Raw genomic sequence first — 26,036 nt, forward strand, 5'->3', positions numbered from 1 at the left:
AGGGTAACAATGGAATATAGTAAGGAAGATTTAATGGAAGCAAAAAAGCAAATTTGGGGAGTGGGAGAGAACATGGGAACAGAGGAAAGTAAAAAAATCTGGGAGGAGAACGCACAATTTTGGGATAATGCAATGGGTGACGAATCTAATGAATTTCACAGAGAGGTAGTGCGTCCCAAAGTAACGGAACTTCTATCTCCTAATCCTGCGGATTACATTTTGGATATTGCGTGTGGCAATGGAAATTATTCTTCGTATCTTGCACAAAGAGGCGCTTCGGTTGTCGCTTTTGATTACAGCAAAAAAATGATAGAATTGGCTAAAAGACGGCAATCACAATATGCAAAACAAATTGAATTTTGTGTGGCGGATGCGACCGATAGAAAAAGTATATTAGAATTAAAAAGAAATCGAGCCTTTACGAAAGCAGTTTCTAATATGGCAATTATGGATATTACGGATATTGAACCACTTCTTATGGCTGTTTATGAACTGTTGCAGGAAAGCGGAATTTTTGTCTTTGCAACGCAACACCCTTGTTTTGTCACGTTGACTGAAAAATATATGACACCGCACAGTTACTATGATATAGCGATTGAAGGGCAACCGAAAGAGCAGATTTATTATCATCGTTCCATACAAGATATTTTTAACCTTTGTTTTAGAGCTGGATTTGTCATTGATGGATTTTATGAAGAATGTTTTAAAACCAACAAAGAAATTCCTATGGTAATGATAGTAAGGCTTAAGAAGGTAAAACGTGATAGCTTAAAATAAATTCAAGTTTGTCGGGTAAATAGCAAACCCAGCCGAGCCAGTCAACGGTCAAGATGAACGGCGCATATGCGCAGCCGTTGACAGCCCCGCCCGCCTTTGCTGGTAGGCAATCAAGGGGCGACAGCAAGAAGTGCCACCGCCCCGCACTATTATTCAGAAAGGGGAATTTCCATGACCGACCAGATAGCCTATCAAGAATATATCCAGCGCAGGTACAACGCCTTTTGCAAGACTGTTATCCGCTGTGCCGCCTTGGACAAGATTTTGAAGCTTAAACGGCAATGGGAACGGCAAGTTTCCCTTGACTATCTGATGAACGAGAAGTTTGTCCAGTTTGCCGCGTCGGAGCCGGACGAGGAATACCCATTTACCGTCTGCGGTCAGACCGTCCTGCTCTGCAACGCCGCCCTTGCCGACGCGATCTCTGTTTTGCCGGAGCAGACGCGGGAAGAAATCCTGCGCTATTACTTTCTGCGCCAGCCGCAGCGCGTGATCGGCGCGTGTATTGGCCGGTCACGCAGCACAGCGGGGCGGCATATCCAGCTTGCCTTGCAGCGGCTACGCGAAGAAATGGGGGTGAGCTGGTATGAGTAGACTTCTCCCCTATGAAACAATCCTCAAAGCCCGTGAGGGCGACCCAGAAGCCGTGAACGCTGTCCTGCTCCACTACGCCGGATATATCCGCTATTTCTCAAAAGTGAACGGGCAGGTCAACGCCGAGGTGGAGGACTATGTAAAGCAGCGGTTAATTGACTGTCAATTCAAGTTCCGGCTTGACGAACCACCGGACAAGTCATAAAAACTGAATACCAGCCGCCACCGACGCGGCCAGCGAAAGCAGTAAGTCTTGAAAAAGATTTACTGCTTTTTTTGTTGTCCGGCTCCGCTCCCGGCCATTTTGCCCCCTGCCGGTTGTAGTAGTAAGCGAGGAGGGAATTTTTCTGCCCTGGTGTTTGGCATTTGGAGCATTTACCCGTAGTAGAGGGCAAAGAGAAAGGATTTCTCCAACACCGGGTAGAAACCACTGCGTCCGGTGTCATTTTAGCGAAAGCGGGCAGGAATGCCCTTTACAGGATTAGTAGTAGCAGAAAAAGAGAAACAAACTTTTGTGGTTGCAGTTTTCCAAAAAAGTGGCGGACGGAAGTGAGAGAAAGTTTGCAGTCACGGAGAGCAAGTTTCTACCACGGTGCCAAAATCCGCAATTCTGCAGTTTTGCCCCTCGCGGGAAACTTGTTGGGGAGTGCCTTCCCCAAACCCTGCTCATGCGCCCTTACGGGCGAGAAAGGAGGTCACACCATGCGAAAGAAATACAACACGCCCCACCGCAGCCGCGTTGTGAAAACCCGGCTGTCCGAAGATGAGTATGCCGACTTCACAGCGCGGCTTGCGCCCTATGGTATCAGCCAGTCCGAATTTCTCCGGCAGGCGATACGGCGGGCGACCATACGCCCGGTTGTCCATGTGTCGTCGGTCAATGACGAGTTGCTTTCCGCTGTCGGGAAGCTGACAGCCGAGTACGGCAGGATCGGCGGCAACCTCAATCAGATTGCCCGGTATCTGAACGAATACGGCGTACCCTACAACACCCTTTCCGGCGAGGTACGCGCCGCCATATCCGACCTTGCCGTCCTCAAGTATGAAGTCCTCAAGAAAGTAGGTGACGCGGTTGGCAACACTCAAGCATATCAACTCTAAAAACGCCGACTACGGAGCCGCCGAGCAATATCTTCTCTTTGAGCATGACGAGTTTACCATGAAGCCCGTCCTTGATGAAACCGGCAGGCTTATCCCCCGCGAGGACTACCGGCTGTCCACGCTGAACTGCGACGGGGAGGATTTTGCCGTTGCGTGTATGCGGGCCAATCTCCGCTATCAGAAAAACCAGCGGCGGGAAGATGTGAAAAGCCACCACTACATCATCAGCTTTGACCCGCGGGACGGGCCGGACAACGGCCTGACCGTAGACCGGGCGCAGGCGTTGGGGGAACAATTCTGTAAAGAGCATTTTCCCGGCCACCAGGCCCTTGTCTGCACCCACCCGGACGGGCATAACCACAGCGGCAACATTCATGTGCATATCGTCATAAACAGCCTGCGGATTGAGGAAGTGCCGTTCCTGCCCTACATGGACAGGCCGGCCGATACGAAAGTCGGCTGCAAGCACCGATGTACCGACGCTGCCCTGCGCTACTTCAAATCCGAAGTCATGGAGATGTGCCACCGGGAGGGGCTTTATCAAATCGACCTCTTGAACGGCAGCAAGAACCGCGTCACCGACCGGGAGTATTGGGCGCAGAAAAAGGGACAGGCCGCGCTGGACAAGCAGAACGCCCCCATGATTGCCGATAGTATCGCGCCCCGGCAGACCAAGTTTGAAACGAACAAGGAGAAGCTGCGGCAGACCCTACGGAAAGCCCTTGCCACCGCCGCCAGCTTTGACGAGTTTTCCTCTCTGTTGCTGCAGGAGGGTGTGACCGTCAAGGAGAGCCGGGGGCGGCTTTCCTACCTCACGCCGGACAGGACAAAGCCAATTACCGCCCGGAAGCTGGGCGACGATTTTGACCGCGCCGCTGTCTTTGCCGTTTTAGAGCAAAACGCCGCCAGAGCAGCCGAAGCGCCAGCCAGATCCCCCGATCCCCCACGCACCATAAAAGACCGCTTGCAGGTTGCCAGAGCCGAGATAGCCGCCCCGAAACAGGACGGAGTGCAGCGGCTTGTGGACATTGAGCAGAAAATGGCCGAGGGCAAAGGCCGGGGCTATGAACGCTGGGCGAAGATACACAATCTGAAGCAGGCCGCCAAAACGCTGTCCGTCTACCAGCAATACGGCTTTACTTCCCCGGAGCAGTTAGAAGCCGCCGTTGACACCGCCTATCAGAAAATGCGCCAGACCAGCGGCGAACTGAAAGCACTGGAAACGAAGCTGCAAGGGAAAAAGAAGTTGCAGCGGCAGGTGTTGGCCTACGCCCAGACCAAGGCCGCCCGCGACGGGCTGCGGGCACAGAAATCCGAGAAAGCCCGCGCCGCATACCGGCAGGCCCATGAGAGCGATTTTATCATAGCCGACGCAGCAGCCCGGTATTTCAAGGCGCATGGCATTACCAAGCTGCCCGCCCGGAAAGCGTTGCAGGCCGAGATCGAGCAGCTTATCTCCGAGAAAGACGGCCTGTATAACACCTATCACGAACAGAAACAGCGGTTCAAGGAGTTGCAGACCGTCAAGCGGAACATCGACCAGATTTTGCGCCGGGACGAGCCGCACCGCAGAAAGGAGCAGAGCCATGAGCGATAACCTGCCCCACATGGACTACCGCCAGCACCGGCGGGCGCGGCGGCTGGTACATGAGTGCTGTAACTACGATGAGGGGAACTGCCTGCTATTGGACGACGGGGAGCCTTGCGTGTGCGTCCAGAGCATTTCCTTTTCCCTCATGTGCCACTGGTTCCGTGTGGCTGTCCTGCCCCTTGACGGGGAGCTGGCCGCAGCCCTCTTGTGCCGGGGAAGCCGGAAACGGTGTGCCGTCTGCGGGGCGGCCTTTGTCCCCAAATCCAACCGGGGAAAATACTGCCCCGACTGCGCCGGGCGCATGAAGAAAATCAAAGCCGCCGAGAGAAAGCGGAAACAAAGGCAGAGATGTCACGCTTTAGAGCCTTTCAAACCCGCATAAATCAAGGCTTTTTTCGTGGGTGTCAAAGGGTACGCGATACATTTATCCTTTTCCCCCGGAAACGGCGTTTTAATGCGTGACAATACGCCAAAATCAACCCGAACACAGGGAGGTGATCCTATCGCTGATTATATCAGGGCAGACACGCGGCTGCCCGCCTATCTGCCGTATCCCCGTTTCCTGCTGAAAATGGAGATTTCACAGACCGCCAAGCTGCTGTATTCGCTGCTGTTAGACCGTTCCACCCTCTCCCAGAAAAACAAGTGGCTGGACGACGAGGGCAGGATTTATATTATCTATCCCATCGCGGAGATAGCAGAAATACTGGATAAAGGCAGCACCACCATCAAGGGGGCGCTTAATGAACTGGACACGGCGGGGCTGTTGGAACGGGAACGGGGCGGCTTCTCCGCACCGAACCGGCTTTATGTCAAAGTACCGCCAGTGCCACAGGTACAGTTTTCAGACCAACTGATGGCCGGAAGTCCGCCCCTCATAGAGCCGGAAAACCGTCCTACTGATGGTCAGAAAACCGACCTTATGATGGTCGGAAAACCGTCCCCTAACCAAACTACTATAAACAACCTTACAGAGAGCCAAACAAAGGGAGTGAGTGGGGGGCCGTCCGCGCCCTATGGCCGATATGGAAATATTTTTCTGTCACAGACCGAATACGACGAGTTGCAGGCAGAGTACCCTGACAGGCTGGAACGGTTCATCGAGGAAATGAGCCGCTACCTTGCCGCCAACGGGAAAAGCTACCAGAACTATGCCGCCGCCCTGCGGATATGGGCGGGGAACGACAAAAAGGAAGCCCCTAAAAAGGGCATACCAGACTACTCATGCAAGGAGGGCGAGAGTTTATGAAGAATGAAATCAACGCGGTTTTGGAGAATATGACGACCACCATCCCGGAGCCGGAGGACTACACCGGCGAGGACGGTTTACTGTACTGCGGCAAGTGCCGCAAGCCGAAAGAAGCCTATTTTGCGCCGGATAAGGCCGCTATCTTCGGGCGCGACCGCCACCCGGCAGAGTGCGACTGCCAGAGAACCGCCCGCGAGGAACGGGAAGCCGCCGAAAAGCGGCGCAGACACCTTGACACCGTGGAAGAACTGAAACGCCGGGGCTTTACCGACCCCACCATGCGGGACTGGACTTTCGAGAACGACAACGGCAGGAACCCGCAGACCGGGCTTGCCCGCCGGTATGTGGAGCATTGGGAAGATATGCGGACAGACAATATCGGCTGCCTGTTCTGGGGCGGCGTAGGCACCGGCAAAAGCTACCTTGCAGGCTGTATCGCAAACGCCCTCATGGAGAAAGAAATCCCCGTCCGCATGACGAACTTTGCTCTTATCCTCAATGACCTTGCCGCCAGCTTTGAGGGGCGCAACGAGTACATTTCCCGCCTTTGTCGTTATCCGCTGCTGATCCTTGACGACTTCGGCATGGAACGCGGGACGGAATACGGGCTGGAACAGGTGTTCAATGTGATTGACAGCCGTTACCGCAGCGGCAAGCCGCTGATCGTCACGACCAACCTTACGCTGGACGACCTGCACAACCCGGAGGACACCGCCCATTCCCGGATTTATGACCGCCTGCTTTCCATGTGCGTCCCGGTACGCTTTACCGGCGACAACTTCCGGCAGGAAACCGCCAAGCGGAAAATGGAGAGCATGAAGAAACTGATTACCGACTGAAAGGAGTATTGCCTATGGCAGATAACAAGCAGCACGACACCCGCACCACCCGCCGCCCTGACTGTGTGACGGAAATCCGCATGGGCAATTCCGTCCTTGTCGTGTCCGGCTATTTCAAGAAAGACACCACAACCACAGCCGCCGACAAAATGGCGCGGGTACTGGAAGCGGAAGCCGCTGCTACACAGGAGCCGACTTATCCGGCGTGAACCGGGGCATGGAAAAGCGGCCATGCCAGGGAGCATGACCGCTGGAACGAAAATCGGAAGTGCTTTAGCAATTCTTAATCTCATTCTCTATAAAATAATTTGCAATTTCAAAGGCTTTTATTCTTCTCTTTGCCAATGTGATTTGTGATTTATAACGCTCGGAATTATCCTTTGATTCAAATGTTTTTACTGTTTCTCTTAGCTTGTGCAGAGTTGAATCAATTTGCCTTTTGGCCGCGGTTAATTCATCTATTGTATACTTCATGTTTTCTCCTTTAACTTCTGATTTTTTTGTTAAATCAGAGTATACCACGGAGTTATGAACTTTTCTACTGCAAATATGGGACGACAACCCATACCATAAAAATCGGAAAATTGAAAAGCTGTAAAGAAGCAAATTTAACGCTTTTGCCGCTGTACAGCCCCCGCCGTTCCGTGGTACAATGAAACCACGGAATAGTGGGGCTGGCTGTCGGAAACGGAGGATTTTATGTTAAGACAAGCCACCCAAAACCTCATTACCGCCCTTTATCCGAGATTGTCCCACGAGGATGAATTGCAAGGCGAGAGTAATTCCATATCGAACCAAAAAAGGATACTCGAAACCTACGCAAAACAGAACGGCTTTACCAATCTGCGCTGGTACACCGACGACGGTTTTTCCGGCGCGAACTTCCAGCGGCCCGGATTTCAAGCCATGCTTGCGGACATTGAAGCCGGGAAAGTGGGTACGGTCATCGTCAAGGACATGAGCCGGTTAGGGCGAAACTACTTGCAGGTAGGGTTTTACACGGAAATGCTGTTCCCTCAAAAGGGTGTGCGTTTTATCGCTGTCAACGATAATGTGGACAGTGCCAGCGAGGGCATGGACAACGATTTTACCCCGCTGCGAAATCTGTTCAATGAATGGCTGGTGAGAGATACGAGCAAGAAAATCAAGGCAGTGAAAAAGTCAAAAGGCATGAGCGGCAAGCCTGTTACCAGCAAGCCGGTTTACGGCTATGTGATGGACGAGGACGAGAATTTTATTATAGACGAGGAAGCCGCCCCGGTGGTGCAGCAGATTTACCAGCTTTGCCTTGCCGGGAACGGCCCGACCAAGATTGCCCGTATGCTGACGGAGCAGCAAATCCCCACGCCGGGGACGCTGGAATATCAGCGGACAGGCAGCACCCGCCGTTATCACCCAGGCTATGAGTGCAAATGGGCGACCAACACCGTCGTTCATATCCTCGAAAACCGAGAGTACACCGGATGTCTGGTGAACTTCAAAACGGAAAAGCCTTCTTATAAGGTCAAGCACAGCATAGAGAACCCCGTCGAGAAGCAGGCCATTTTCGAGAACCACCATGAGCCGATCATCGACAAGGAAACATGGGAACGGGTGCAGGAGTTACGCAAACAGCGCAAACGCCCGAACCGCTACGATGAAGTGGGGCTGTTCTCCGGGATTTTGTTCTGCGCCGACTGCGGCCATGTGCTGTATCAGCAGCGGTATCAGAACAAAGACCGCAAACAGGACTGCTACATCTGCGGCAGCTACAAGAAGCGCACCCGCAACTGTACGGCGCACTTTATCCGCACCGATCTGTTGACCGCTGGTGTCCTGGCAAATCTCCGGCAAGTGACCGAATACGCAGCCAAGCATGAGAGCCGGTTTGTGAAACTACTTGTCCAGCAGAACGAGATCGGCGGCAAGCGAAAGACCGCCGCAGCCATCAAGCAGCTTGAACAGGCGCAGGAACGCATTTCTGAAATCAGCCGCATTATCAAGCGGCTGTATGAGGACAATGTAAACGGCAAAATCAGCGATGAGCGTTTCATGGAACTGTCGGCTGACTACGAAGCCGAGCAAGCGGAGCTGAAAAAGAGAGCCGCCGCCCTGCAAGCCGAACTGGACAAGTCACAGGCAGCTACCGTCAACGCCGAGAAATTTATGGGCATTGTCCGCAAGCACCTTGCCTTTGAAGAACTGACCCCCACTCTCTTGCGGGAAATGATCGAGAAAATTGTGGTGCATGAGTGCAGCTATGATGAGAACGGCACCCGCAGGCAGGACATTGAGATTTATTACAGCTTTGTCGGCAAGATTGACTTGCCCGAATAACCGCCCGACCTATCCGACACAATGGCCAAGTGTCGGATAGGAACGGCAAAATTTTTTGCACTTCTATTGCTTCTTTATCACACATAAGCAAACGAGGCTGTTTTTGAAGCAACCGATTTATTTAAACCATGGATGATATCACTGATGGCAACATTATCGGCCACTAAGGAAATGACTTCACTTTCAGCAAACATGGTACACATACTGGAAATGGTAATATCATTTTTCCAGTTTAATCCGGTTTTCGATAATTCTTCCAGTGACATATTTAAAGCGCGGGCTTGAGCATCTAAGAAACGACCGGTTCCGGCAGCACATTTATCATTCATGACAAAGTTCTCTACATTGCCTTGTTCATCAATTCGAATGACTTTTGAATCTTGACCACCAATATCGATGATTGTTTTGGTTTCTGGATGTAAATAATGCGCACCTTTGGCATGACAAGTAATTTCCGTAACCGAATCCGTATTCTTACCAATATTTTCTCGACCATATCCGGTTGTGACCACATTGGTTAATTGATCTTTGGAAAGATGGGCATCTTCCAATGCGATTTGTAAGGCTTTATCCGCACTTTGCGTAGCTCCAATACCGGTTGCTACAATGGATCGACCAATGATATTTGCGTTTTCATCAATGATAATGGCATCCGTACTTGTGGATCCGGAATCGATTCCCGCAATGTAAATAGGCTGATCTGTATTTACTTTGCGGGTTTGTTGTTTTTAACACCTAATGTTTCAGCAAATGCATCTAAACGAGTTTTTAATTGTCCGCTACTTTGTGGCGTGGCATCGGTTTCAATTTTTAATAAGGGCATATTCACATCTTCTTTCATATTCATATATTCAAATCCATAATAATCGCAGAATTTCATCGTATGATAAATCGTTCCAACCGGATGTTCATCTTTATTTCGATCTTTAGTATGAAGCATTCGCATACAAGGTTTTCTTTGATTGAGGATATGGTTGGCATACACGTGTAAAAAGTTTTCCGCATTGACTTCTTCTTTTTCGACATATCTATTGCCACTACAAGTATCATCAATGACTTGAACGGTAGGGAAAGTGTCTTTGATTTTTTCTAGCAACAAACTACCACCATGTGCACCGGTTAATCGAGTATAAGGATCTTCTCTTTCTGGTTGTTCTGGTTGTGCCAGATAGGCTTGTATCGCTTTATTGATATCAAATGTTTTATGACTATATGCTTGATAAGCTTGAATAAAATCTTTGATTCGTTGTTCATATAAATCGACTTCTAATTTGCCACCTTTATGAGGTAGTGGTAAGAAATAGACAAAATCAAGATCTTCAAATGTCAATAAAACATCATAAATACGTCGCATGACGTCACAACAATCGGTCAAAATGACTTCTTTAATGTTTTGTGTATGAATAGTTTCAATAATAGCTTTCCCAAATCCACAAAGATTAGGATGGGTACAGCCATTGGCACAATCAACCGTATCTGGATGTGGATCTAATCGCTGTGTTTCAACATCAAATCCAGCTAAAATTTCTAGGGGTGTGTATTTACAAGTATAGTACATCATGCTGCATGGTCCTCCAACATTTCTAAAAAGGCTTCGACTCGAGTTTGAATTTGACCATCCGATGAATTGGCTGGGTCAACACCATCACCATTTAAGATCAGGGTTGGAATACCTTGTGCTTCCAGATTATTTTTGATCATCGCACTCGCACCACAAGTTTCTTTACAACCCCAATGACAGAAACAAATGACGCCATCGGCATCCAATTTTTTGACCATATCGGCAGTAGCTTGAATACGATCTTGGGCATGGCCATTATAGGTGTTATATACCATACGTCGTGCTAACGATTCCAATGGTTTTTCGGGGCCAATTTCAATATCTAAGGTTGCAAAACACATATCAGTGGCGATGACTTGCCAATCTTGGGAATAATTGAAGATATCTTTTAAAGGTTGTTGCCATTGGGGATTGGTGTGCATCCAAACGATTTTTCGTGCATGCGATTTGGGTGCTTGTTTGTATTCTTCCAACAACATTTGTGCAAACTTTAGCGCACCAGGCGTACCTAAAGCCGTATTGATGGCCAATGCTTGGAATAATTCACTGGTTAGGTCATTGGGAACATAACGATTTTTTCGATATGTATAGGTTTCTTTTATCGTATCAATGGTTTCTTTGGAACGGACCAAATTCTGTTTAAGAACGTTCCAATCCAATTTACAACCCGTTTTTTCTTCTAACCAAGGAATCAAATCTTCTAATTGTTTGGTTACATATTGAACGGATGTTTCGGATTTTTCAAAGGGAACATCCACATAATAGTGAGGGACGTTTTCATCTTGTGCTACTTGTCGGAACGTTAAGTTATTCGCATCACAAATGATGGATGTATTGACAATACAAGTTGGTTTTGGCAACACACCAACTAGAGAAGCACCCATAAGTATTTTATGGTAAGAACAATAGGTTTCGGCAATGCCGGCACCTTCGGCAATTTCACGGAAAGCTCGTGTGGCTTTGGCTCCATTGATATAGGCAGAAAATTGTTCCGCACATAGGGGATCTAAACCAAAGGCATGAATTAATTCGCTTGGAAAGAAAATACTGGTTAGTACAGAGTTTTCTGGATGAGAAAAAGGTTTAACGATGGCATCCATCGTTACATTCGCTAAATATTGATTCGCTTTGGATAAATTTTTATTGGGAAAGACTTTTGATTTGAGACCAAAAGCTTCATAAGCTAGACATAAAATTTTTTGTGCACGTTTCGGATTGTGAAACGTTTCTTTATACATGTAATCACCAAACATCTCATAGATATTGGACATAGTATCCTCTCTTTAATTGTTAGATAGAATTAAAATAACACAAGACATCATAGTTGAAAAATAAGTTTAGACAAATGTCTAAAATTGAACAAAAAAAAGAGTTTCTGTAAAGAAACCCTAATTTTCAATGGTGCCGATACGCGGAATTGAACCACGAGTTGATCCTTACCATGGATCCGTATTGCCATTATACTATATCGGCATGCTTCTATTTTGACAGATAAAATGGTGGTTTGTCAACTACTATAAAAATTTAACTGACATCCACCTACAAGGTAGAATCATTTTTTGATATAATAAGTAAGATTATAGGGGGAACAGTAGTGACTTATTATCAAATATTGAAACAACGTAGATTAGCTTTACAGCTTTCTATTCAAGATATATCTTCGCAAACGCGATTAGCACCACAATACATTGAAGCAATTGAAGAAAATCATTTAGAAGTATTTAATGATGATTATTCCTTTATTCGTTATTTTATTCAATCATATTGTGAAGCCATCGGTGTCAATTGGCAAGCTATACAACCACAAGTGGAAGCAAACTTATCAGCTTATGAACAAGCTCGCAAGCAACAAATGGCAATGCAAAAACCGAAACCAAAACCACAGGCAAAGAAACCAAGTTCGGCGCCAAAGAAACAAACGCAACAACGTAAGAAAGCAAAGAAACAGAAGAAAAATAAAAAGAAAGACGATGGTTTTTTCACTCGAATTCGCAATTGGAATAAACGTATGAATGCATCAAAGTATGCACGAACATATCATATTGTGATCATTGCGATCGTTGTCGTTTTGGTTTTGTCTTTATTTAATATGGGAGTTAGCTATGCGAATAATCGTCGTTTAGCGGCCGAAGAAGCACAACGACAAGCCGAAATTAAACAAAAAGAAAAGCAAACGGAACAATTAGCCAAACAAAAAACAATCCAAGAAGAAACGAACAATGAGATCACATTAACAGCAACGGATAAAGACAATAATGCCTATGAAGTATCCAATGTGGTAGAAGGTTCACAAAAATTACAGTTGACCATTACGTTACCTAGCGATAGTACAGTGGCTGTTTACAAAGATGATGAATTGGTCAATTCGTCAGCAGATAAAGAATATTCCGGTACATTTAAACAAACCATCAGTGTGGATTCGGCTTGTTTGATTCAAGTGGAAATTGGTACGTATGACAACAACAAGATTCGTTTGAATGGTAAATCGGTGTCTTTCTCAAAAACGAATTGGGACAAAGGAACACCAGCTGTTTTATATTTTGAAGTAACGACATCCAATAGTACCGATTCGACGGATAGTTCGACGACGGATAGTACGGCTACAGATAGTACAACTTCCACCGATACGACAACAACAGATCAAACAACAAGTGAATAGGAGATGTTACGATGAATTTACCAAATAAGTTAACAATGGCTCGTATTATCATGGTGCCAATCGTGGTTATAGTCTATTTATGCATACCAACGACCATTGGTGTCATAGATCCAAAGAGTGGTTTAGCCGTACGTGATATTTTGACGTTTTTGATTTTTGCGGCGGCATCAATCACCGATTTATTGGATGGTCGTATTGCACGTAAAAATAATTTAATTACATCCTTTGGTAAGTTTGCCGATCCTATTGCCGATAAATTATTGGTCAATACCTTATTGATCATGATGGCTGCAACGGGACAAGCAAATTTAATTGCAGTCCTATTGATGACGGCTCGTGATTTGATCGTGGATGGTTTACGTATGGTAGCCGCTCAACACGGTCGCGTTGTCAGTGCCGGTATTTATGGTAAATGCAAGACGGTCTTACAAATGATCGCGTTATGTGTACTTTTGTTACGCAATTGGCCATTTGCTTTGATTGGTATTCCAATGGGTACCATATTATTATGGTTAGCCACTTTGATGTCTTTATATAGTGGTTATATCTATTTTGTGAAATTAAAAAAATATGTCTTGGAGAGCATGTAATGAAACCAGTGGAAGAATTGGTGCAATTATGTAGCGAACAAGGTTTTACCATAGCCAGTTGTGAAAGTTTAACAGCTGGTTTATTTAGCGCAACGGTTGCGTGCGTTCCAGGTGCAAGTCGGGTTTTAAAAGGTGGCTTTGTGACATATTGGACGGAAATAAAAGAAAAATTGGTCCATGTCGAACATTCTATCGTAGAAGAGTATGGGGTCGTTTCGAGTCCATGTGCGAAATCGATGGCGGAACATACCCAACAATTGATGGATGTTGATTTTGCGGTATCCTTTACAGGAAATGCCGGTCCTTCTACGATGGAAGGAAAACCGGCTGGATGTGTCTATTGTGCCATTGCAACACGAGCAAATACATATCCCTTTCATTTCCAATGTGATAGGATGGATAGGAATGAAGTTCGCACTTATGTAGTGGAACAAATGATTGAAAACTTGTTAGCACAAGTGAAAAAGGAGTGTGAATAAATGGCAACAAAAAAAGCCGAAACAACCGATAATAAAGATAAATTGTTAGAGGATGTCGTCAAACAAATCGAACGTGAATATGGAAAAGGTTCGGTCATGAAGTTGGGTGATCGACCAGCCGTCAATGTAGAACCCATTCATTCGGGTAGTTTACTGTTGGATCGTGCCTTAGGTATTGGCGGGTATCCAAAAGGACGTATCATTGAAATTTATGGTCCCGAATCAAGTGGTAAAACGACATTGGCTTTGCATGCGATTGCTGAAGTCCAAAAAGCCGGTGGACGAGCTGCTTTCATCGATGCTGAAAATGCGATTGATCCTGTGTATGCACGAAATCTAGGCGTTGATATTGAAGAATTGATCTTATCGCAACCGGATTCTGGTGAACAAGGATTGAACATCATGAATATGTTGGTGGCCAGCGGGGCTGTGGATCTTGTTGTAATCGATAGTGTGGCGGCTCTGGTTCCGCAATCCGAATTAGATGGTGAAATGGGTGATCTACAAGTAGGTGCTCAAGCGCGTATGATGTCAAAGGCCATGCGTAAATTAGCAGGTATCATGAATCATAATGAGTGTACGGCAATTTTTATCAATCAGCTTCGTGAAAAAGTGGGCGTTATCTATGGAAATCCAGAAACGACACCTGGCGGACGTGCATTAAAGTTTTATGCATCGGTTCGTTTAGATATTCGTCGTTCGGAAGTGATTAAAAATGGTTCCGAAATGATTGGAAATAAAGTGAAGGTGCGTGTAGTGAAGAACAAGGTGGCACCCCCATTCAAAACAGCCACATTGGAAATCATTTATGGAGAAGGAATTTCCTATATTTCTGAATTGATTGATCTTTGTATAGAGGCAGATATCATTCATAAGAGTGGTTCTTGGTTCAGTTATAAAGGGGATAAAATTGGCCAGGGACGAGATTCTGTCAAACAATATATCAAAGAGCATCCTGAATTTAAGGAACAAATTGAACAAGAATTAAAGGCGTATGAAGCCGAACAAAAAGATGTGGCTTAGTCACATCTTTTTTAGAAGGAGTAGGTATGGCGCGGTTAGAGAAAAATGAATATGCATCGATGCAAGCTAGTCAACTAAAAGATCCCATTATTTTTGTGGTTGATATGGTCAATGGTTTTGTGAATGAAGGCGCTTTGCATGATGAAGGCATTGATGGAATCAGTCCATCCATCGAACGTATATTAAAAGGATTGGATTGCCGGAATATGTTTGTGTGTGATAATCACCCACCACATACAAGGGAATTTCAAGCGTTTCCAGCACATTGTGTCATTGGTACAAGTGAAGCCAAAGTGATTGATTCTTTACAACCATATATTAAGCGAACCATTGCCAAAAATAGTACCAATACCTTTATGGCTCCGGAATTTCAAGAATTTTTACAAGATGAATTATCTTGGTACAAAGATATTATCATTACAGGTTGTTGTACGGATTTATGTATCTTACAGTTTGTTTTGAGTTTTCAAAGCTGGTTAAATGAACACAATAAGGAAGAACATCGCTTGATTGTTCCGGTTGATTGTGTAGATACATACGATAATAAAATGCATCCCGCTACGATGTGGAATGCATATAGTCTAACCAATATGGCTATGAATGGTATTGATGTGGTTTCTACCATTACATCAACCGATTGGTAATCATCAATTCAATGATAGGGTAAATGGTTTCTTGGATCGTATTGTCATACAACATGCGATGTTTTCCATCTTCAAAACAAATCAAACGATGTTTCCCTTTGATTTTTTGATAGGCGTTTCGACTGCTGGAAAGCGGAATGACTTCATCTTTTAAGCCATGGAGAAGCAAGACAGGACAATCCACAGAAGCAATCGATTCCCGATAGGTATTCACAATTTCAGTAAAAGCCGTTGTTTGTTTCGAACTCGGCTTTTCTTCTTTTGGCGGTTGATTTTGATAGATGTTTTTGACAGCTTTTACACCATATTCAAGTACCGTATGCGCACTGATATATTCAAATGCGGGAGCAACTAAGATCAGTTGGTCAACCGTAAAGATGGATGCCAGATACGAAGCAATGACACCGCCCATGGAAAAACCAATTAAAACGATGTGTTTATACTGTTTCGTAATTTCTAATAGCTTTTTCTCACATCGTTCGATCCATTGTTTGGGATCTGCATCATCTGGATTGTTGATATCATAAATATCAAATTGTATGACAGCATAGTGACGTTGTTCAAAATAGGTAGCTAATGGATCAAATTCTGTATGAAGACGTTTACCAAATCCGTGAATAGTCACGATAACGGGTTTTTCGGTATGATGAAAGAAAAACATATTTGTATACCTCCGATTTGGACTTATTATAGTCAAAGCGAAAAATAGAATCAATAGAAGAAAAGCAAGAACAAATAGTTTATAATGGTCGTATGAAAGCTACGTTGATCATAAAAAATATTGAAAATTTATATACATGTGATGCGCATTTTACCATATTGCATCAAGCGTTTTTAGCCATTCATCATGATCAAATCATCGATTTTGGAACGCATAGTTTTAAAAAATGGTTAGATCCGGCAACCGTTGTGATTGATTCTTGTGGGGAATGTGTCTTACCTGCTTTTATTGATTGCAACTATGAAGGATTTCACCATGTTCGATTGGGCGATCAGTTACGCCAAGATGGTTCTGCTTTGTTTGCAATGAAAATGAATGGCATTTTAACTTTATTAACCAATCAAAAATCGCTGTTGCGGCATGAGTTGACACAAGATGTTTTTTTGAAAAAAAATACATCGGATGTGCCTATTATTGAATCGCGAAAAATGTTTGAAAAAACATATAAAAAATTTTGTTTATCTTGTGGCTTTGGTCGTCCCAATAGCTATGTGTATAGTTTTCAGCCATTGGCCTATCAATTGTTTAATAGTTTGAATGTACCGAGTCGTCCTGTTCTTGAATCGATGACATCCGTTCCTGCCAAGGAATACCATTTGGATGATCGTGGTTCGATTGAAATTGGTAAAAGAGCAGATATTCTTGTCTTGCAGGTGCCGACAATTGAACATTATTTTCAGACGTTGGGTCGTCCTTTGATTCATCGGATGATCAAGAATGGTATTCAGTTTTATCCAGATTGGCGAGTTTGCTAAAGCCTATTAATCATGTATGAATATAGTAATTATATTGACAAACGATGAATTCTCGATATAATGAAACAAGGACGTTGAAGAGAAGAGTAGGCATATAAATTTGAATAGAGAGTCTGTGGATGGTGGAAACAGATCAAAAATATATGTTGAAGATGGCCTTGGAGTTGTATAGCTGATAGGTAAGTTATGCCGGGTGTGTTCGTTAAAGCACAAGAGTGAAGTACTCGATAAGGTGAAACAAGCGATTGTTTCATGAATATTAGGTGGTAACACGAAGCCTTTCGTCCTAATGGATGGGGCTTTTTTTATGAAGAGGAGAATAGAAAATATGATTCGATTGGAACATGTATCCAAAACGTTCCAAACCAAAGATGGGGAAGTGCAAGCGGTTAAAAATGTCAGCTTACACATTCAAGAAGGGGAAATCTTCGGCATCATTGGTTTTTCAGGAGCTGGAAAAAGTACCTTAGTTCGTTGTATCAATTTACTAGAACGTCCCGATAGTGGAAACGTTTATTTGGAAGATAAAGACTTGTTAAAATTAACACCGAAAGAATTGCGTGTGGAACGACAAAAAATGGGAATGATCTTCCAACATTTTAATTTGATGAAATCTCGCACGGTTTATGACAATATTGCGATGCCATTGGAACATATTGGATGGGATAAAAACCGGATCAAACAAAGAGTAAGTGAATTATTGGAACTGATCGATCTGGAAGAAAGGAAAGATTCTTATCCGAGTCAATTATCTGGTGGTCAAAAACAGCGTGTCGCCATTGCTCGTGCTTTAGCCAATAATCCTAAAGTATTGTTATGTGATGAAGCAACCAGTGCATTGGATCCACAAACGACACAAACGATTTTGGATCTAATCAAAAAGATCAATCGTGAAATGCACATTACAGTTGTTATCATTACCCATGAAATGGCTGTTGTCAAAGAAGTATGTGATCATATCGCCGTCATGGAAAATGGCCGTGTCGTTGAAAATGGGGATATTGTTTCCGTATTTAGTGATCCACAACAAGAGGTCACCAAAAACTTTATCAATACAACGAATAATACGCGAAAGATCGATGCGTTTATTGAAGAAGAGAATCCATTGATTGCCTTAAAAGAAAATCAAGTTTTAGTTCATTTGCAGTATCAAAGTGCCAATACGGCTGAACCAATCATATCCACGGTATCGCGTGAATTTAATGTGAATATCAATTTATTATTTGCCAATGTAGAGATTGTACATGACAGTCCAATTGGTCAAATTGAAGCCATCTTTACAGGAGATAGTGAAGATATTAAAAAAGGATTTGAATATTTTAAGAAAAGTGGCGTAAAAGTGGAGGTGAAAAAATATGGAAGCATGGTTTTCTAATGTCATTACATATGCGGATGAATTTCCGAGTGCCATTGCAGATACCTTATATATGTTGATCATCAGTGGTGTCATTTCAACCATTCTAGGCTTGTTTCTGGGTGTTATTGTTGTTGTGACACGAAAGGGCGGTATTCTCGAAAACAAAGTTGTTTTTTGGATCTTAGATAAGATCATTAACTTATTTCGTTCCATTCCATTTATCATTTTAGTTCCAACCGTTGCTGTCGTAACTCGTTTTATTTGTGGTACGACCATTGGTATGCAAGCTGCTTTGGTACCTCTGGTGATTGGAACCGCACCATTTATTGCTCGACAGATGGAAACATCCATGATGGAAATTGACCCCGGTATCATCGAGGCCAGTCAAGCAATGGGGCTGAGCCCAAAAGAAATCATTTTTAAAGTCTTATTACGCGAAAACATTCCAGGCATGATTCGTGGAATCACGATTTCCATGATTGCGTTGGTTGGCCAAATTGCAATCGTTGGTACCATCGGCGCTGGTGGATTAGGTGATATGGCCATTCGTTATGGTTTGTATCGATCGATGGGAGATATCACCTTTGTGATCATCGTTTTGATCTTATTGATTATTTCTGTTATTCAAATCATCGGCGATCGACTGGTTGATAAATTTACGCGATAAAAAATATTTATAGCCAATATTAAAATTGACTAGTATTCAAATAATAAGGGTTATGATACTCTATGAGTACTTAAATAAAACAAAGGGAGAGAGAACAATGAAACTAAGTAAAATTATTAAAGCCGTGGCTGCTTCCACTTTGGCATTATCTTTAGTTGTTGCCAATGCACCGGATGTATCCGCTAAACAAACAAAAACATTAACTGTCGGAGCGACAACATCGCCACATGCCATCATTTTGAAGCATGTAAAAAAAGAATTTGAAGCAAAAGGATATAAACTAAAAATCAAAGAATTTTCGGATTATCCTGAAATTGATCCTTCGACTTCGGATGGTTCCTTGGATGCCAACTATTTCCAGCATCAACCATATCTAACATCTTATAATAAAGATAAAGGATACAAAAAAGGCGATGATGGATATCTAGTATCAGCTGGAAAGATCCATTTTGAACCAATGGGTATTTATTCTGGTAAGAGTGATGATTTGGATAATATTGCCGATGGTGCCCAAATTGCGATTCCAAATGATGAATCCAATGAAGCACGTGCTCTATTGTTGTTGCAAGATCAAGGTTTAATCACATTGAAGAAGAGCGTAACACCAACAACCACAAAAATCACATTAAAAGCAGTTACTTCCAATCCACATAAATTAGATTTAGTCGAAATGGATGGTGCGCAAATTGCTTCTAAATTGGGTGATGTTGATTTTGGTATTATCAATGGTAACTATGCATTGGATGCGAAAGTTACGGATAAGTTGTTAGCTAGTGAATCCAGTTCTGGTGAAGTTGCCAAAACATATGGAAATGTCATTGCCGTAAAAGAAACAAATAAAAATAGTAAAGCTGTAAAAGCTTTGGTTAAGATCTTAAAATCCGATGAAACGAAAAAATGGATCAAAGATGAATTCAAAGGAACCGTATTACCGGTTGAATAAATAATTGTCCAATTGGAGCCAGTTAGAAGCGTATGGGTCTTGCTTCTGCTGGTTTTTTTTTCATGCAAAAATCGAGTGAGGCATTTCACCTCACTCAATTCTGTTATTTATTGAAGTAGAATCCATCAAAGTCATATTTATATACACGATAGATCATATATTTATTCATTTTCATCTTGAATTGTTTTAACAAAGTTCCATCTTGTGTATATTCACCAAAGATACCTTGGCCTCCAGAATCAACGACAATGGTATCTCCAATTTCTTGGACACTGGAAATAAAGGATGAATAGGGAACCGCAAAGGATTTGACTAATTCATAGGTACCAGCATTTTCATCAACTAAATACTTATAGTAATACGACGATGCATTCGCAATTTCTCAGTCGTCATTTGCGACATACTTGTTGTATAAATACCGTCGATTTGTGTCCAGTCGTAATCCTGTGTTGCGGATACACCATAGTTGTTATTGAACATGTATAGATAATATTGACCATCTGGCAAGCTATCATCGTATTCAATGGTTACACTGTGTTGACCACCTGTATTCGGGAATGTACCAACTTGCGTCAATACCTTATCGCCATATGTCGCATCCCAGAAATTCTGTTGACCAATGATATAATCAATATTTGGACTATCACCAAACAAATTACTAATCTTCAAAATCGATGAAGTTTCACGACTCGATAGAATCACGGTATTGTTTCCTAGCCATTGAATCGCATTGATATGCATCCAGTCCAGACCTAGAACACCTTCTTGGTTGGTTGTAGAACCTTTATGTGTCGTTGCTTTATAGTCGCCTAAAATTTCACCTAAATCAATGACTTGTAGGATCTTATCTTTATCAGGATCGATTCGCAAGATGAGATCTTCACTATTTGAATCACTATACGAATCGCCTTCTTTACTTCCTAAAACAAGTAAATTGCCATCATCATCGAAACAATAATCATGATGCAACTCATAATTACCTGTATGAATGATTTTCTTGACTTGTACTAAGGAATTGACGGCGGCTATTTTTGTTTCGGAAATACTATAGTACATCAAACCATTGCGGAACAATAAACGATGGGCACGATACCCAACAATTGGGGTTTCACCACGAAGTGTTCCATTGTTGTCATAATAATAAACAAAATCTTGATCATCACTATCATTTCCTAAAATGGCATATAAACCATTTGATAAAGATTGGGTTTCATTATTAGCAGTTACTTGCAAATTGGTTTCTTCCACACCCAATTTTTTACGCATCTTGTATTTCACCATCTTTGTGGTCTTTTTACCAATGGCATCTGTTAATGTAAAGGTAATCGTATTGGTCGTATTTGGAATCAAACCAATCACTGTAAACTCATGGGTTTTCTTCGTACTTTTCTCAACGGTTTCATTAAAATCGGACGTATCGTTTGCCTGAATCGTATAAGATACTTGAACGGCTTTATCCGTTTTGAAATAAACGTATAAAGACAAATTGTTGATACCATATGAATCATGGATGATCAACATATCATCTTCGGTATAATCCTTTTTATTCTTTAGATTATCAATATTTTCTTTGACTGCATTGGAATAGTCAGTTGAATACACAGTTTCGACTATTGAGGCCACCTTTTTTTTCGTGCGACTTTCCAAAGAATCAAAGTTCGTATTTTTCAATACGGCATCACCATTGTCTGTGATTTGTGCGGTGCTGGTTGTCGAGCAAGCACTTAGCATCATCGCAAATGCGAAGAGACAAACGACAAGCTTTCGATGTATTTTCATACATTTCTCCTGAATGAGTTAATTTTAGCAAATGAAAAATGAGTTATACCTTAAAAAAATCTAAAAATAATCGAAATTTTATTCCAAATGCGCAATGGATTATACTATATGTAAACAAAAGGGAGGTTACCATGAAAATATTTCATTTATCCGATTTACATATTGGCATGAACTTAATGAATTATGATTTGGTCCAGGATCAAAAATATGTTTTTGACCAAATCATTGCGTATGCCCAAAAAGAAAATCCCGATGTTATCGTTATTGCCGGTGACATTTATGATAAAGCTGTACCCAGTGCACAAGCCGTTGAACTATTTGATGCATTTATTTCTACTTTATCGATGACCTTGCCATCCTGTGTATTTATGATGATTTCTGGAAACCACGATAGTGCACCACGCATTGATTGTTTTCGTCATATCTTATCGAAACAAAAAATCTATATGATTGGTCAACCGCCACAAAATAAAGAGGAACACATCTTTACGGTTGATTTGAAAGATGCATATGGACCTGTTCGTTTCTATTTATTACCATTTATCAAACCTTCTATGGTACGTCCCATCTTTGAAGAAGAAGGATTATCATACGATGCTTCAATGCGAAAATTGCTGCAAAGAGAAGATATCGATACATCGATTCGCAATGTCTTGGTATCGCATCAGTTTTTTGTGCCCAAAGGCAGTGATTCATCCTCCATCGAACGTATGGATTCGGAAGTTTGTACGGTAGGCAATATCGATCAGATATATACGGATATACTGGCTGACTTTGACTATGTTGCGTTAGGCCATATTCACAAGCCCATGAAAGTTGGTTCGGAAACCATTCAATATTGTGGTACGCCCATGCCGTATTCACTTAGTGAAGCCGAACAAGAAAAACATATTGTGATGATTGATCTACAAGCCAAAGGAAACACCCATATTCAATATTTGCCCTTATCACCATTACATCCGATTCGTAAACTTTCCGGTACGCTGGAAGAATTGTTGGCTCAAGCTAATGAAGATTATGTCTCTTTAACACTCACCGATGACACGAATATATATGTTGCCGATATTCAAAAAAGATTACGTATAGCCTTTCCGCATGTATTAGAAATGAAACGAGAATATGGATATCAATCCACCTATCAAACGATTTCTTCAAAAGAACAAGTAGCCGATCCATGGACCCTTTGTTCGCAATTTTTGGGTGCGATGAATGATGAAGAAGAACAAGCGTTAAAAGACATCATTAATATCGTATTGGAGGTGGAAGCATGAAACCCAATCGATTGACTTTATGTGCTTTTGGATCCTATGCACAACCAACCACCATCGATTTTGATAAACCCAATCAGAATCTGTTCTTGATTACTGGCAATACTGGATCCGGCAAGACAACCATCTTTGATGCTCTTGTATTTGCGTTATATGGACAAGCCAGTTCCAACAACAATAAAAAAATGGGTTCCATCTTGCAAAGTCAATTTAGTTCATATGAAACAACGCCATATGTTGAATTAACTTTTACGGATCATGGACAAACATATACGATTCATCGTGTACCTGCGCATTATCAGGTGTATAAACGAGGGCCTAAAAAAGGACAACGTAAAGAAAAAGCGGAAAATGGTTCGGTTTCATTGACCATGCCGGATGGACGAATCTATCCGCCAAAAGAAACCAATGCGAGAATTGAACAAATTATGGGGTTATCCAAAGAACAATTTATGCAGGTAGCAATGATTGCACAAGGCGAGTTCATGGATGTTTTGCGTTCAAATTCCGATGATAAAAAAGCTATTTTTCGTAAACTATTTCATACCGATATTTATCAGAAGATCATTGATCAAGCCAATGAGCGAAAGAAAAAAGGAGAAAACGATTTATCTCAATTTAAGACACGATTGATTTCGGAATTGGAACATCTAGAATTAGAAGATCCGGTCTTGATGGCGATGCGACAAACAATCGTTCAAAATCAAAACAATGACTGGGATGGATATATTCAACAGTTAGAAATTGCTTTGGAAACAGAAAAGCAAGAAAAAGAGATCTGGATCGAAAAGGAGAAGAAAGCCCAACAAGAAAGAGATCACTATTATTCCTTACATCAACAAGCCATCCAATTGGAAGAGGCCTATCAATCTTTATCTGTAGCGAATGCAAAAAAAGCCGAACTTGATGCCCAAAAGCCAAGCATGGAAAAGAAACAAACTTTGATCAAGAAAACCGAGCAAGCATGGGAATTATCCCATTTGTATCAACAATATACCCAAGCATTGACTTTCTATAAAGAAGTGATGGATTCTTTATCACAAGCCCAGAAGCAAGAACCAATCTTACATAAAAATATGGAAGATCTGCATCAAAAAGTAGTCCGTGAAAAAACACAATATGATGCATGGATGAAAGAATATCATACATTTGAAGAACAAATACAAAGAGCACGCAACATATTTGATGAAATCGATCATTGCGATACAGTAGGAAAACAAGTCAATGAACAAATAAAACAGAATGAGCTGAATTTGGAAGAATTGTCAAAAAAACAAACAACATTAAAAGAAGATTTTGATGCACATCAAACCATTGTGGATGCGATGAAAGATCTCGATGTCCGAAAACTACAACTGGAAAACCAAAAACAAGAATTGGATGTATGGGATAAAGATTTGGATGAAATTGATGCATTAGAAGCCAAAATAAAAATGCAACAAGGCGCTTATACCAATACATCTTTTGAACATGATCAAGCTTTAATTAGTTATCTACAATTGTCCAATCAGTTTTATGATGCACAAGCCGGTTTATTGGCAGCCAAGTTAGAACCAGGCAAACCTTGTCCAGTTTGTGGTTCTTGTCAACATCCGCATCCAGCTACACAACAAGAAGATACGATCACAAAAGAAGATATCAATGAACAACAGGCCTTGGTACAAAGTTTAGATACCGAAAGAGAAAAGATTGCCTATGATATTGATGCGATGACAAAGAAACGACAAGAATTGATAGATGCCCATGCGGGTGATTTTTCAAGCGCCTATCAAATGTTTGAAAAACAATGGAAACAATGGCAAGATGATCAAAAACAGTACCAGAACAGTACCAAACAAATGGAAATGATTTCTTCCCAATTAACGGATTTAGAAACCAATCTCTTAACTTGTCAAAATCGTCAACAAGATTTGTCCATACAAAAGGAAAAATATCGTGTGCAAAAGGAAACTCTGAAAAAAGAAACACCTTTTGAATCGTTATTTTTGGCAGAACAACAATGGAAAATCAAAGAGGCAGAAAAGTCTAAAAAGGAGCAGTCTTACCAAAAAATTCAGTCTGCGTATGAGAAGGCCGTGGCCGAATGGCATCAAATCACGACGTTAATGAATAAATATGAGCAAGAACAACCACAACGAAAACAATTGGTAGAAAATACGCAATTCACTTTTGAAAATAAACAAAAAGAAGAACCATTGGAAGATTGGCAAACCTATGTCAAACAATACACAAAAGAAGATGTGGAAACATGGAAACAAGAGATGGATGCATATAAACAATCGATGACAACGATCCGAACGCAAATACAAGATGCGAAACAATTGATCAAGGGTCAACCAAGACCAGACCTAACAAGCATGGAAGAAAAATTAAAAGCAGCAGAACAAATGCTCAGTGAAATTTCTCAACAAGCTATGCGACGATCGCAGCGATTTGAAAATAATCAAAAAACCATTCAAACGATTCAAGTACAATGGCAACACCATCAAAAAGCGCTACAGACATATGCGATGTATGATCGTTTGTATCGACAGTTATCTGGAAATGTTTCTGGATCTCGCATGGATATCGAAACCTATGTGCAACGAACATATCTAGCTCGTATTCTGGATGCCGCAAATGCTCGCTTCTTGGAAATGTCTTCTGGCATGTTTGAATTGCGTATGAAAGAATTAGAAAGTGCCGGAGAAGGTAAAAACCGAGGTCTTGATTTTATGGTGTATTCTCATGTGACCGGACAAACAAGGGAAGTTCGTACGTTGTCTGGCGGTGAATCTTTTATGGCCGCTTTGTCTTTGGCTTTAGGAATGGCCGATGAAATTCAAGCCCATGCATCAGGTATTCAATTGGATATATTATTTATTGATGAAGGTTTTGGGACTTTGGATGATCATGCACGCAAACAAGCAATTCGCGTTTTACAACGTATGTCGACGGGTACTAAAATGATTGGCTTGATTAGTCATGTGGATGAATTAAAACAAGCCATAGAAGATCAATTGATTGTTACCAAAGATAATAAGGGATCACATATTCGTTGGCAAATAAGCTAATTTGTTGGAAATCGAACGAAAAAAGAAATTGTTTCCTGGTATAGTAATAACAATACAAAACGGGAGGAAA

General features: G+C 42.4%; 28 protein-coding genes, 1 tRNA gene and 1 other annotated feature. Of the genes, 21 read left to right on the forward strand and 8 right to left on the reverse strand.

Annotated features, from left to right (window positions below):
• The first annotated feature begins 9 nt into the window (after positions 1-9).
• The 9 genes from EDX97_RS08455 (at position 10) to EDX97_RS08505 (ending at position 6,360) form a co-directional block, all read left to right on the forward strand.
• Positions 10-777, forward strand: coding sequence for a class I SAM-dependent methyltransferase (locus tag EDX97_RS08455; RefSeq protein WP_002586626.1), 768 nt, complete (start codon positions 10-12; stop codon positions 775-777).
• Positions 778-948: 171 nt separating this feature from the next.
• Positions 949-1,371: a sigma-70 RNA polymerase sigma factor region 4 domain-containing protein gene (locus EDX97_RS08465; RefSeq protein ID WP_128520743.1), complete on the forward strand. Its 423-nt coding sequence runs from the start codon at positions 949-951 to the stop codon at positions 1,369-1,371.
• Positions 1,364-1,576 carry a helix-turn-helix domain-containing protein gene (locus tag EDX97_RS08470; protein ID WP_002586615.1) on the forward strand — a complete coding sequence of 71 codons (213 nt, stop codon included), beginning with the start codon at positions 1,364-1,366 and terminating at the stop codon, positions 1,574-1,576. The genes EDX97_RS08465 and EDX97_RS08470 overlap by 8 nt, the downstream gene beginning before the upstream one ends.
• Before the next feature lie 497 nt (positions 1,577-2,073).
• Positions 2,074-2,472, forward strand: a complete 399-nt coding sequence (locus EDX97_RS08480; protein ID WP_002596229.1) for a plasmid mobilization protein — start codon at positions 2,074-2,076, stop codon at positions 2,470-2,472.
• Positions 2,444-4,069, forward strand: coding sequence for a relaxase/mobilization nuclease domain-containing protein (locus tag EDX97_RS08485; RefSeq protein WP_128520744.1), 1,626 nt, complete (start codon positions 2,444-2,446; stop codon positions 4,067-4,069). Before EDX97_RS08480 ends, EDX97_RS08485 begins: the two co-directional genes overlap by 29 nt.
• A gap of 10 nt (positions 4,070-4,079) precedes the next feature.
• On the forward strand, positions 4,080-4,445 hold the full coding sequence (locus tag EDX97_RS08490; protein ID WP_425386754.1) for a cysteine-rich VLP domain-containing protein: 366 nt from the start codon (positions 4,080-4,082) through the stop codon (positions 4,443-4,445).
• A 72-nt stretch (positions 4,446-4,517) separates the two neighbouring features.
• Positions 4,518-5,312: a replication initiator protein A gene (locus tag EDX97_RS08495; protein ID WP_006356266.1), complete on the forward strand. Its 795-nt coding sequence runs from the start codon at positions 4,518-4,520 to the stop codon at positions 5,310-5,312.
• On the forward strand, positions 5,309-6,151 hold the full coding sequence (locus EDX97_RS08500) for an ATP-binding protein (RefSeq protein WP_002596233.1): 843 nt from the start codon (positions 5,309-5,311) through the stop codon (positions 6,149-6,151). The genes EDX97_RS08495 and EDX97_RS08500 overlap by 4 nt, the downstream gene beginning before the upstream one ends.
• Positions 6,152-6,165: 14 nt before the next feature.
• Positions 6,166-6,360 carry a transposon-encoded TnpW family protein gene (locus tag EDX97_RS08505; RefSeq protein WP_002596234.1) on the forward strand — a complete coding sequence of 65 codons (195 nt, stop codon included), beginning with the start codon at positions 6,166-6,168 and terminating at the stop codon, positions 6,358-6,360.
• 64 nt (positions 6,361-6,424) lie between these two features.
• Here EDX97_RS08505 and EDX97_RS08510 read toward each other — a convergent pair whose 3' ends face one another.
• The gene (locus EDX97_RS08510) at positions 6,425-6,625 is read right to left on the reverse strand and encodes a hypothetical protein (protein ID WP_002596235.1); all 201 of its coding nucleotides are present in this window, start codon (positions 6,623-6,625) and stop codon (positions 6,425-6,427) included.
• 225 nt (positions 6,626-6,850) lie between these two features.
• Here EDX97_RS08510 and EDX97_RS08515 point away from each other — a divergent pair, with 225 nt between their 5' ends.
• The gene (locus tag EDX97_RS08515; RefSeq protein WP_002596236.1) at positions 6,851-8,467 is read left to right on the forward strand and encodes a recombinase family protein; all 1,617 of its coding nucleotides are present in this window, start codon (positions 6,851-6,853) and stop codon (positions 8,465-8,467) included.
• 77 nt (positions 8,468-8,544) lie between these two features.
• Here the strand turns inward: EDX97_RS08515 and EDX97_RS08520 are convergent, their stop codons facing one another.
• The 4 genes from EDX97_RS08520 to EDX97_RS08535 all read right to left on the reverse strand — a co-directional run bounded on the left by EDX97_RS08520 (position 8,545) and on the right by EDX97_RS08535 (position 11,501).
• Positions 8,545-9,159, reverse strand: coding sequence for an acyl-CoA dehydratase activase (locus tag EDX97_RS08520; RefSeq protein WP_128520745.1), 615 nt, complete (start codon positions 9,157-9,159; stop codon positions 8,545-8,547).
• Positions 9,160-9,173: 14 nt separating this feature from the next.
• Positions 9,174-10,028 (reverse strand): 2-hydroxyacyl-CoA dehydratase family protein, encoded by an 855-nt coding sequence (locus EDX97_RS08525; protein WP_128520746.1) that lies wholly within the window; start codon positions 10,026-10,028, stop codon positions 9,174-9,176.
• Entirely contained in the window at positions 10,025-11,299 is a 1,275-nt protein-coding gene (locus tag EDX97_RS08530; RefSeq protein ID WP_128520747.1) for a 2-hydroxyacyl-CoA dehydratase subunit D, read from the reverse strand. The genes EDX97_RS08525 and EDX97_RS08530 overlap by 4 nt, the downstream gene beginning before the upstream one ends.
• Before the next feature lie 128 nt (positions 11,300-11,427).
• Positions 11,428-11,501 (reverse strand) — tRNA-Thr (locus tag EDX97_RS08535).
• 121 nt (positions 11,502-11,622) lie between these two features.
• Here EDX97_RS08535 and EDX97_RS08540 point away from each other — a divergent pair.
• Genes EDX97_RS08540 through EDX97_RS08560 form a run of 5 tightly spaced genes read left to right on the forward strand, consistent with a single transcriptional unit; the run spans position 11,623 to position 15,423 of the window.
• Positions 11,623-12,687, forward strand: a complete 1,065-nt coding sequence (locus EDX97_RS08540) for a helix-turn-helix domain-containing protein (protein ID WP_183164325.1) — start codon at positions 11,623-11,625, stop codon at positions 12,685-12,687.
• 11 nt (positions 12,688-12,698) lie between these two features.
• On the forward strand, positions 12,699-13,277 hold the full coding sequence (pgsA, locus tag EDX97_RS08545; RefSeq protein ID WP_128520749.1) for a CDP-diacylglycerol--glycerol-3-phosphate 3-phosphatidyltransferase: 579 nt from the start codon (positions 12,699-12,701) through the stop codon (positions 13,275-13,277).
• Complete coding sequence (locus EDX97_RS08550) at positions 13,277-13,756, forward strand: CinA family protein (RefSeq protein ID WP_128520750.1); 480 nt, start codon at positions 13,277-13,279, stop codon at positions 13,754-13,756. Before pgsA ends, EDX97_RS08550 begins: the two co-directional genes overlap by 1 nt.
• Positions 13,757-14,779 (forward strand): recombinase RecA, encoded by a 1,023-nt coding sequence (gene recA / locus EDX97_RS08555; RefSeq protein ID WP_128520751.1) that lies wholly within the window; start codon positions 13,757-13,759, stop codon positions 14,777-14,779.
• A gap of 26 nt (positions 14,780-14,805) precedes the next feature.
• Positions 14,806-15,423 carry a cysteine hydrolase family protein gene (locus tag EDX97_RS08560; RefSeq protein ID WP_128520752.1) on the forward strand — a complete coding sequence of 206 codons (618 nt, stop codon included), beginning with the start codon at positions 14,806-14,808 and terminating at the stop codon, positions 15,421-15,423.
• Here the strand turns inward: EDX97_RS08560 and EDX97_RS08565 are convergent.
• Positions 15,404-16,084: an alpha/beta hydrolase gene (locus EDX97_RS08565; RefSeq protein WP_128520753.1), complete on the reverse strand. Its 681-nt coding sequence runs from the start codon at positions 16,082-16,084 to the stop codon at positions 15,404-15,406. The genes EDX97_RS08560 and EDX97_RS08565 overlap by 20 nt on opposite strands.
• A 92-nt stretch (positions 16,085-16,176) precedes the next feature.
• On the opposite strand from EDX97_RS08565, the gene EDX97_RS08570 reads away from it, so the two are divergent.
• The 4 genes from EDX97_RS08570 to EDX97_RS08585 all read left to right on the forward strand — a co-directional run bounded on the left by EDX97_RS08570 (position 16,177) and on the right by EDX97_RS08585 (position 19,866).
• Positions 16,177-16,899 carry an amidohydrolase family protein gene (locus tag EDX97_RS08570; protein ID WP_128520754.1) on the forward strand — a complete coding sequence of 241 codons (723 nt, stop codon included), beginning with the start codon at positions 16,177-16,179 and terminating at the stop codon, positions 16,897-16,899.
• Positions 16,900-16,964: 65 nt separating this feature from the next.
• Positions 16,965-17,191: a binding site (T-box leader), on the forward strand.
• A 36-nt stretch (positions 17,192-17,227) separates the two neighbouring features.
• Positions 17,228-18,274, forward strand: a complete 1,047-nt coding sequence (locus EDX97_RS08575; protein ID WP_128520755.1) for a methionine ABC transporter ATP-binding protein — start codon at positions 17,228-17,230, stop codon at positions 18,272-18,274.
• A complete protein-coding gene (locus EDX97_RS08580; protein ID WP_128520756.1) occupies positions 18,255-18,923 on the forward strand; it encodes a methionine ABC transporter permease in 669 nt (222 codons plus the stop codon). The genes EDX97_RS08575 and EDX97_RS08580 overlap by 20 nt, the downstream gene beginning before the upstream one ends.
• Before the next feature lie 97 nt (positions 18,924-19,020).
• Entirely contained in the window at positions 19,021-19,866 is an 846-nt protein-coding gene (locus tag EDX97_RS08585) for a MetQ/NlpA family ABC transporter substrate-binding protein (protein WP_128520757.1), read from the forward strand.
• 103 nt (positions 19,867-19,969) lie between these two features.
• Here the strand turns inward: EDX97_RS08585 and EDX97_RS12270 are convergent, their stop codons facing one another.
• Both EDX97_RS12270 and EDX97_RS08595 read right to left on the reverse strand, forming a co-directional pair.
• Positions 19,970-20,245 (reverse strand): aryl-sulfate sulfotransferase, encoded by a 276-nt coding sequence (locus EDX97_RS12270; RefSeq protein WP_128520944.1) that lies wholly within the window; start codon positions 20,243-20,245, stop codon positions 19,970-19,972.
• Complete coding sequence (locus EDX97_RS08595) at positions 20,209-21,645, reverse strand: aryl-sulfate sulfotransferase (RefSeq protein WP_128520758.1); 1,437 nt, start codon at positions 21,643-21,645, stop codon at positions 20,209-20,211. Before EDX97_RS08595 ends, EDX97_RS12270 begins: the two co-directional genes overlap by 37 nt.
• Positions 21,646-21,776: 131 nt before the next feature.
• On the opposite strand from EDX97_RS08595, the gene EDX97_RS08600 reads away from it, so the two are divergent.
• Positions 21,777-22,916: an exonuclease SbcCD subunit D gene (locus tag EDX97_RS08600; RefSeq protein ID WP_128520759.1), complete on the forward strand. Its 1,140-nt coding sequence runs from the start codon at positions 21,777-21,779 to the stop codon at positions 22,914-22,916.
• Positions 22,913-25,966 carry an AAA family ATPase gene (locus EDX97_RS08605; protein ID WP_128520760.1) on the forward strand — a complete coding sequence of 1,018 codons (3,054 nt, stop codon included), beginning with the start codon at positions 22,913-22,915 and terminating at the stop codon, positions 25,964-25,966. Before EDX97_RS08600 ends, EDX97_RS08605 begins: the two co-directional genes overlap by 4 nt.
• Positions 25,967-26,036 lie beyond the last annotated feature (70 nt).

The organism is Absicoccus porci (genome assembly GCF_003725415.1).
Lineage (GTDB): Bacteria > Bacillota_I > Bacilli_A > Erysipelotrichales > Erysipelotrichaceae > Absicoccus > Absicoccus porci.

Bases quoted from the DNA above. Each gene is read 5' to 3' on its own strand.
- EDX97_RS08570 (WP_128520754.1), top strand. From the start codon at position 16,177: ATGAAAGCTACGTTGATCATAAAAAATATTGAAAATTTATATACATGT.
- EDX97_RS08510 (WP_002596235.1), bottom strand. From the start codon at position 6,625: ATGAAGTATACAATAGATGAATTAACCGCGGCCAAAAGGCAAATTGAT.
- EDX97_RS08565 (WP_128520753.1), bottom strand. From the start codon at position 16,084: ATGTTTTTCTTTCATCATACCGAAAAACCCGTTATCGTGACTATTCAC.
- EDX97_RS08530 (WP_128520747.1), bottom strand. From the start codon at position 11,299: ATGTCCAATATCTATGAGATGTTTGGTGATTACATGTATAAAGAAACG.
- EDX97_RS08500 (WP_002596233.1), top strand. From the start codon at position 5,309: ATGAAGAATGAAATCAACGCGGTTTTGGAGAATATGACGACCACCATC.
- EDX97_RS08455 (WP_002586626.1), top strand. From the start codon at position 10: ATGGAATATAGTAAGGAAGATTTAATGGAAGCAAAAAAGCAAATTTGG.
- EDX97_RS08605 (WP_128520760.1), top strand. From the start codon at position 22,913: ATGAAACCCAATCGATTGACTTTATGTGCTTTTGGATCCTATGCACAA.
- EDX97_RS08495 (WP_006356266.1), top strand. From the start codon at position 4,518: ATGCGTGACAATACGCCAAAATCAACCCGAACACAGGGAGGTGATCCT.
- EDX97_RS08595 (WP_128520758.1), bottom strand. From the start codon at position 21,645: ATGAAAATACATCGAAAGCTTGTCGTTTGTCTCTTCGCATTTGCGATG.
- EDX97_RS08525 (WP_128520746.1), bottom strand. From the start codon at position 10,028: ATGATGTACTATACTTGTAAATACACACCCCTAGAAATTTTAGCTGGA.
- EDX97_RS08480 (WP_002596229.1), top strand. From the start codon at position 2,074: ATGCGAAAGAAATACAACACGCCCCACCGCAGCCGCGTTGTGAAAACC.
- EDX97_RS08505 (WP_002596234.1), top strand. From the start codon at position 6,166: ATGGCAGATAACAAGCAGCACGACACCCGCACCACCCGCCGCCCTGAC.
- EDX97_RS08600 (WP_128520759.1), top strand. From the start codon at position 21,777: ATGAAAATATTTCATTTATCCGATTTACATATTGGCATGAACTTAATG.
- EDX97_RS08550 (WP_128520750.1), top strand. From the start codon at position 13,277: ATGAAACCAGTGGAAGAATTGGTGCAATTATGTAGCGAACAAGGTTTT.
- EDX97_RS08465 (WP_128520743.1), top strand. From the start codon at position 949: ATGACCGACCAGATAGCCTATCAAGAATATATCCAGCGCAGGTACAAC.
- EDX97_RS08580 (WP_128520756.1), top strand. From the start codon at position 18,255: ATGGAAGCATGGTTTTCTAATGTCATTACATATGCGGATGAATTTCCG.
- recA (WP_128520751.1), top strand. From the start codon at position 13,757: ATGGCAACAAAAAAAGCCGAAACAACCGATAATAAAGATAAATTGTTA.
- pgsA (WP_128520749.1), top strand. From the start codon at position 12,699: ATGAATTTACCAAATAAGTTAACAATGGCTCGTATTATCATGGTGCCA.
- EDX97_RS08575 (WP_128520755.1), top strand. From the start codon at position 17,228: ATGATTCGATTGGAACATGTATCCAAAACGTTCCAAACCAAAGATGGG.
- EDX97_RS08585 (WP_128520757.1), top strand. From the start codon at position 19,021: ATGAAACTAAGTAAAATTATTAAAGCCGTGGCTGCTTCCACTTTGGCA.
- EDX97_RS08515 (WP_002596236.1), top strand. From the start codon at position 6,851: ATGTTAAGACAAGCCACCCAAAACCTCATTACCGCCCTTTATCCGAGA.
- EDX97_RS08560 (WP_128520752.1), top strand. From the start codon at position 14,806: ATGGCGCGGTTAGAGAAAAATGAATATGCATCGATGCAAGCTAGTCAA.
- EDX97_RS08490 (WP_425386754.1), top strand. From the start codon at position 4,080: ATGGACTACCGCCAGCACCGGCGGGCGCGGCGGCTGGTACATGAGTGC.
- EDX97_RS08470 (WP_002586615.1), top strand. From the start codon at position 1,364: ATGAGTAGACTTCTCCCCTATGAAACAATCCTCAAAGCCCGTGAGGGC.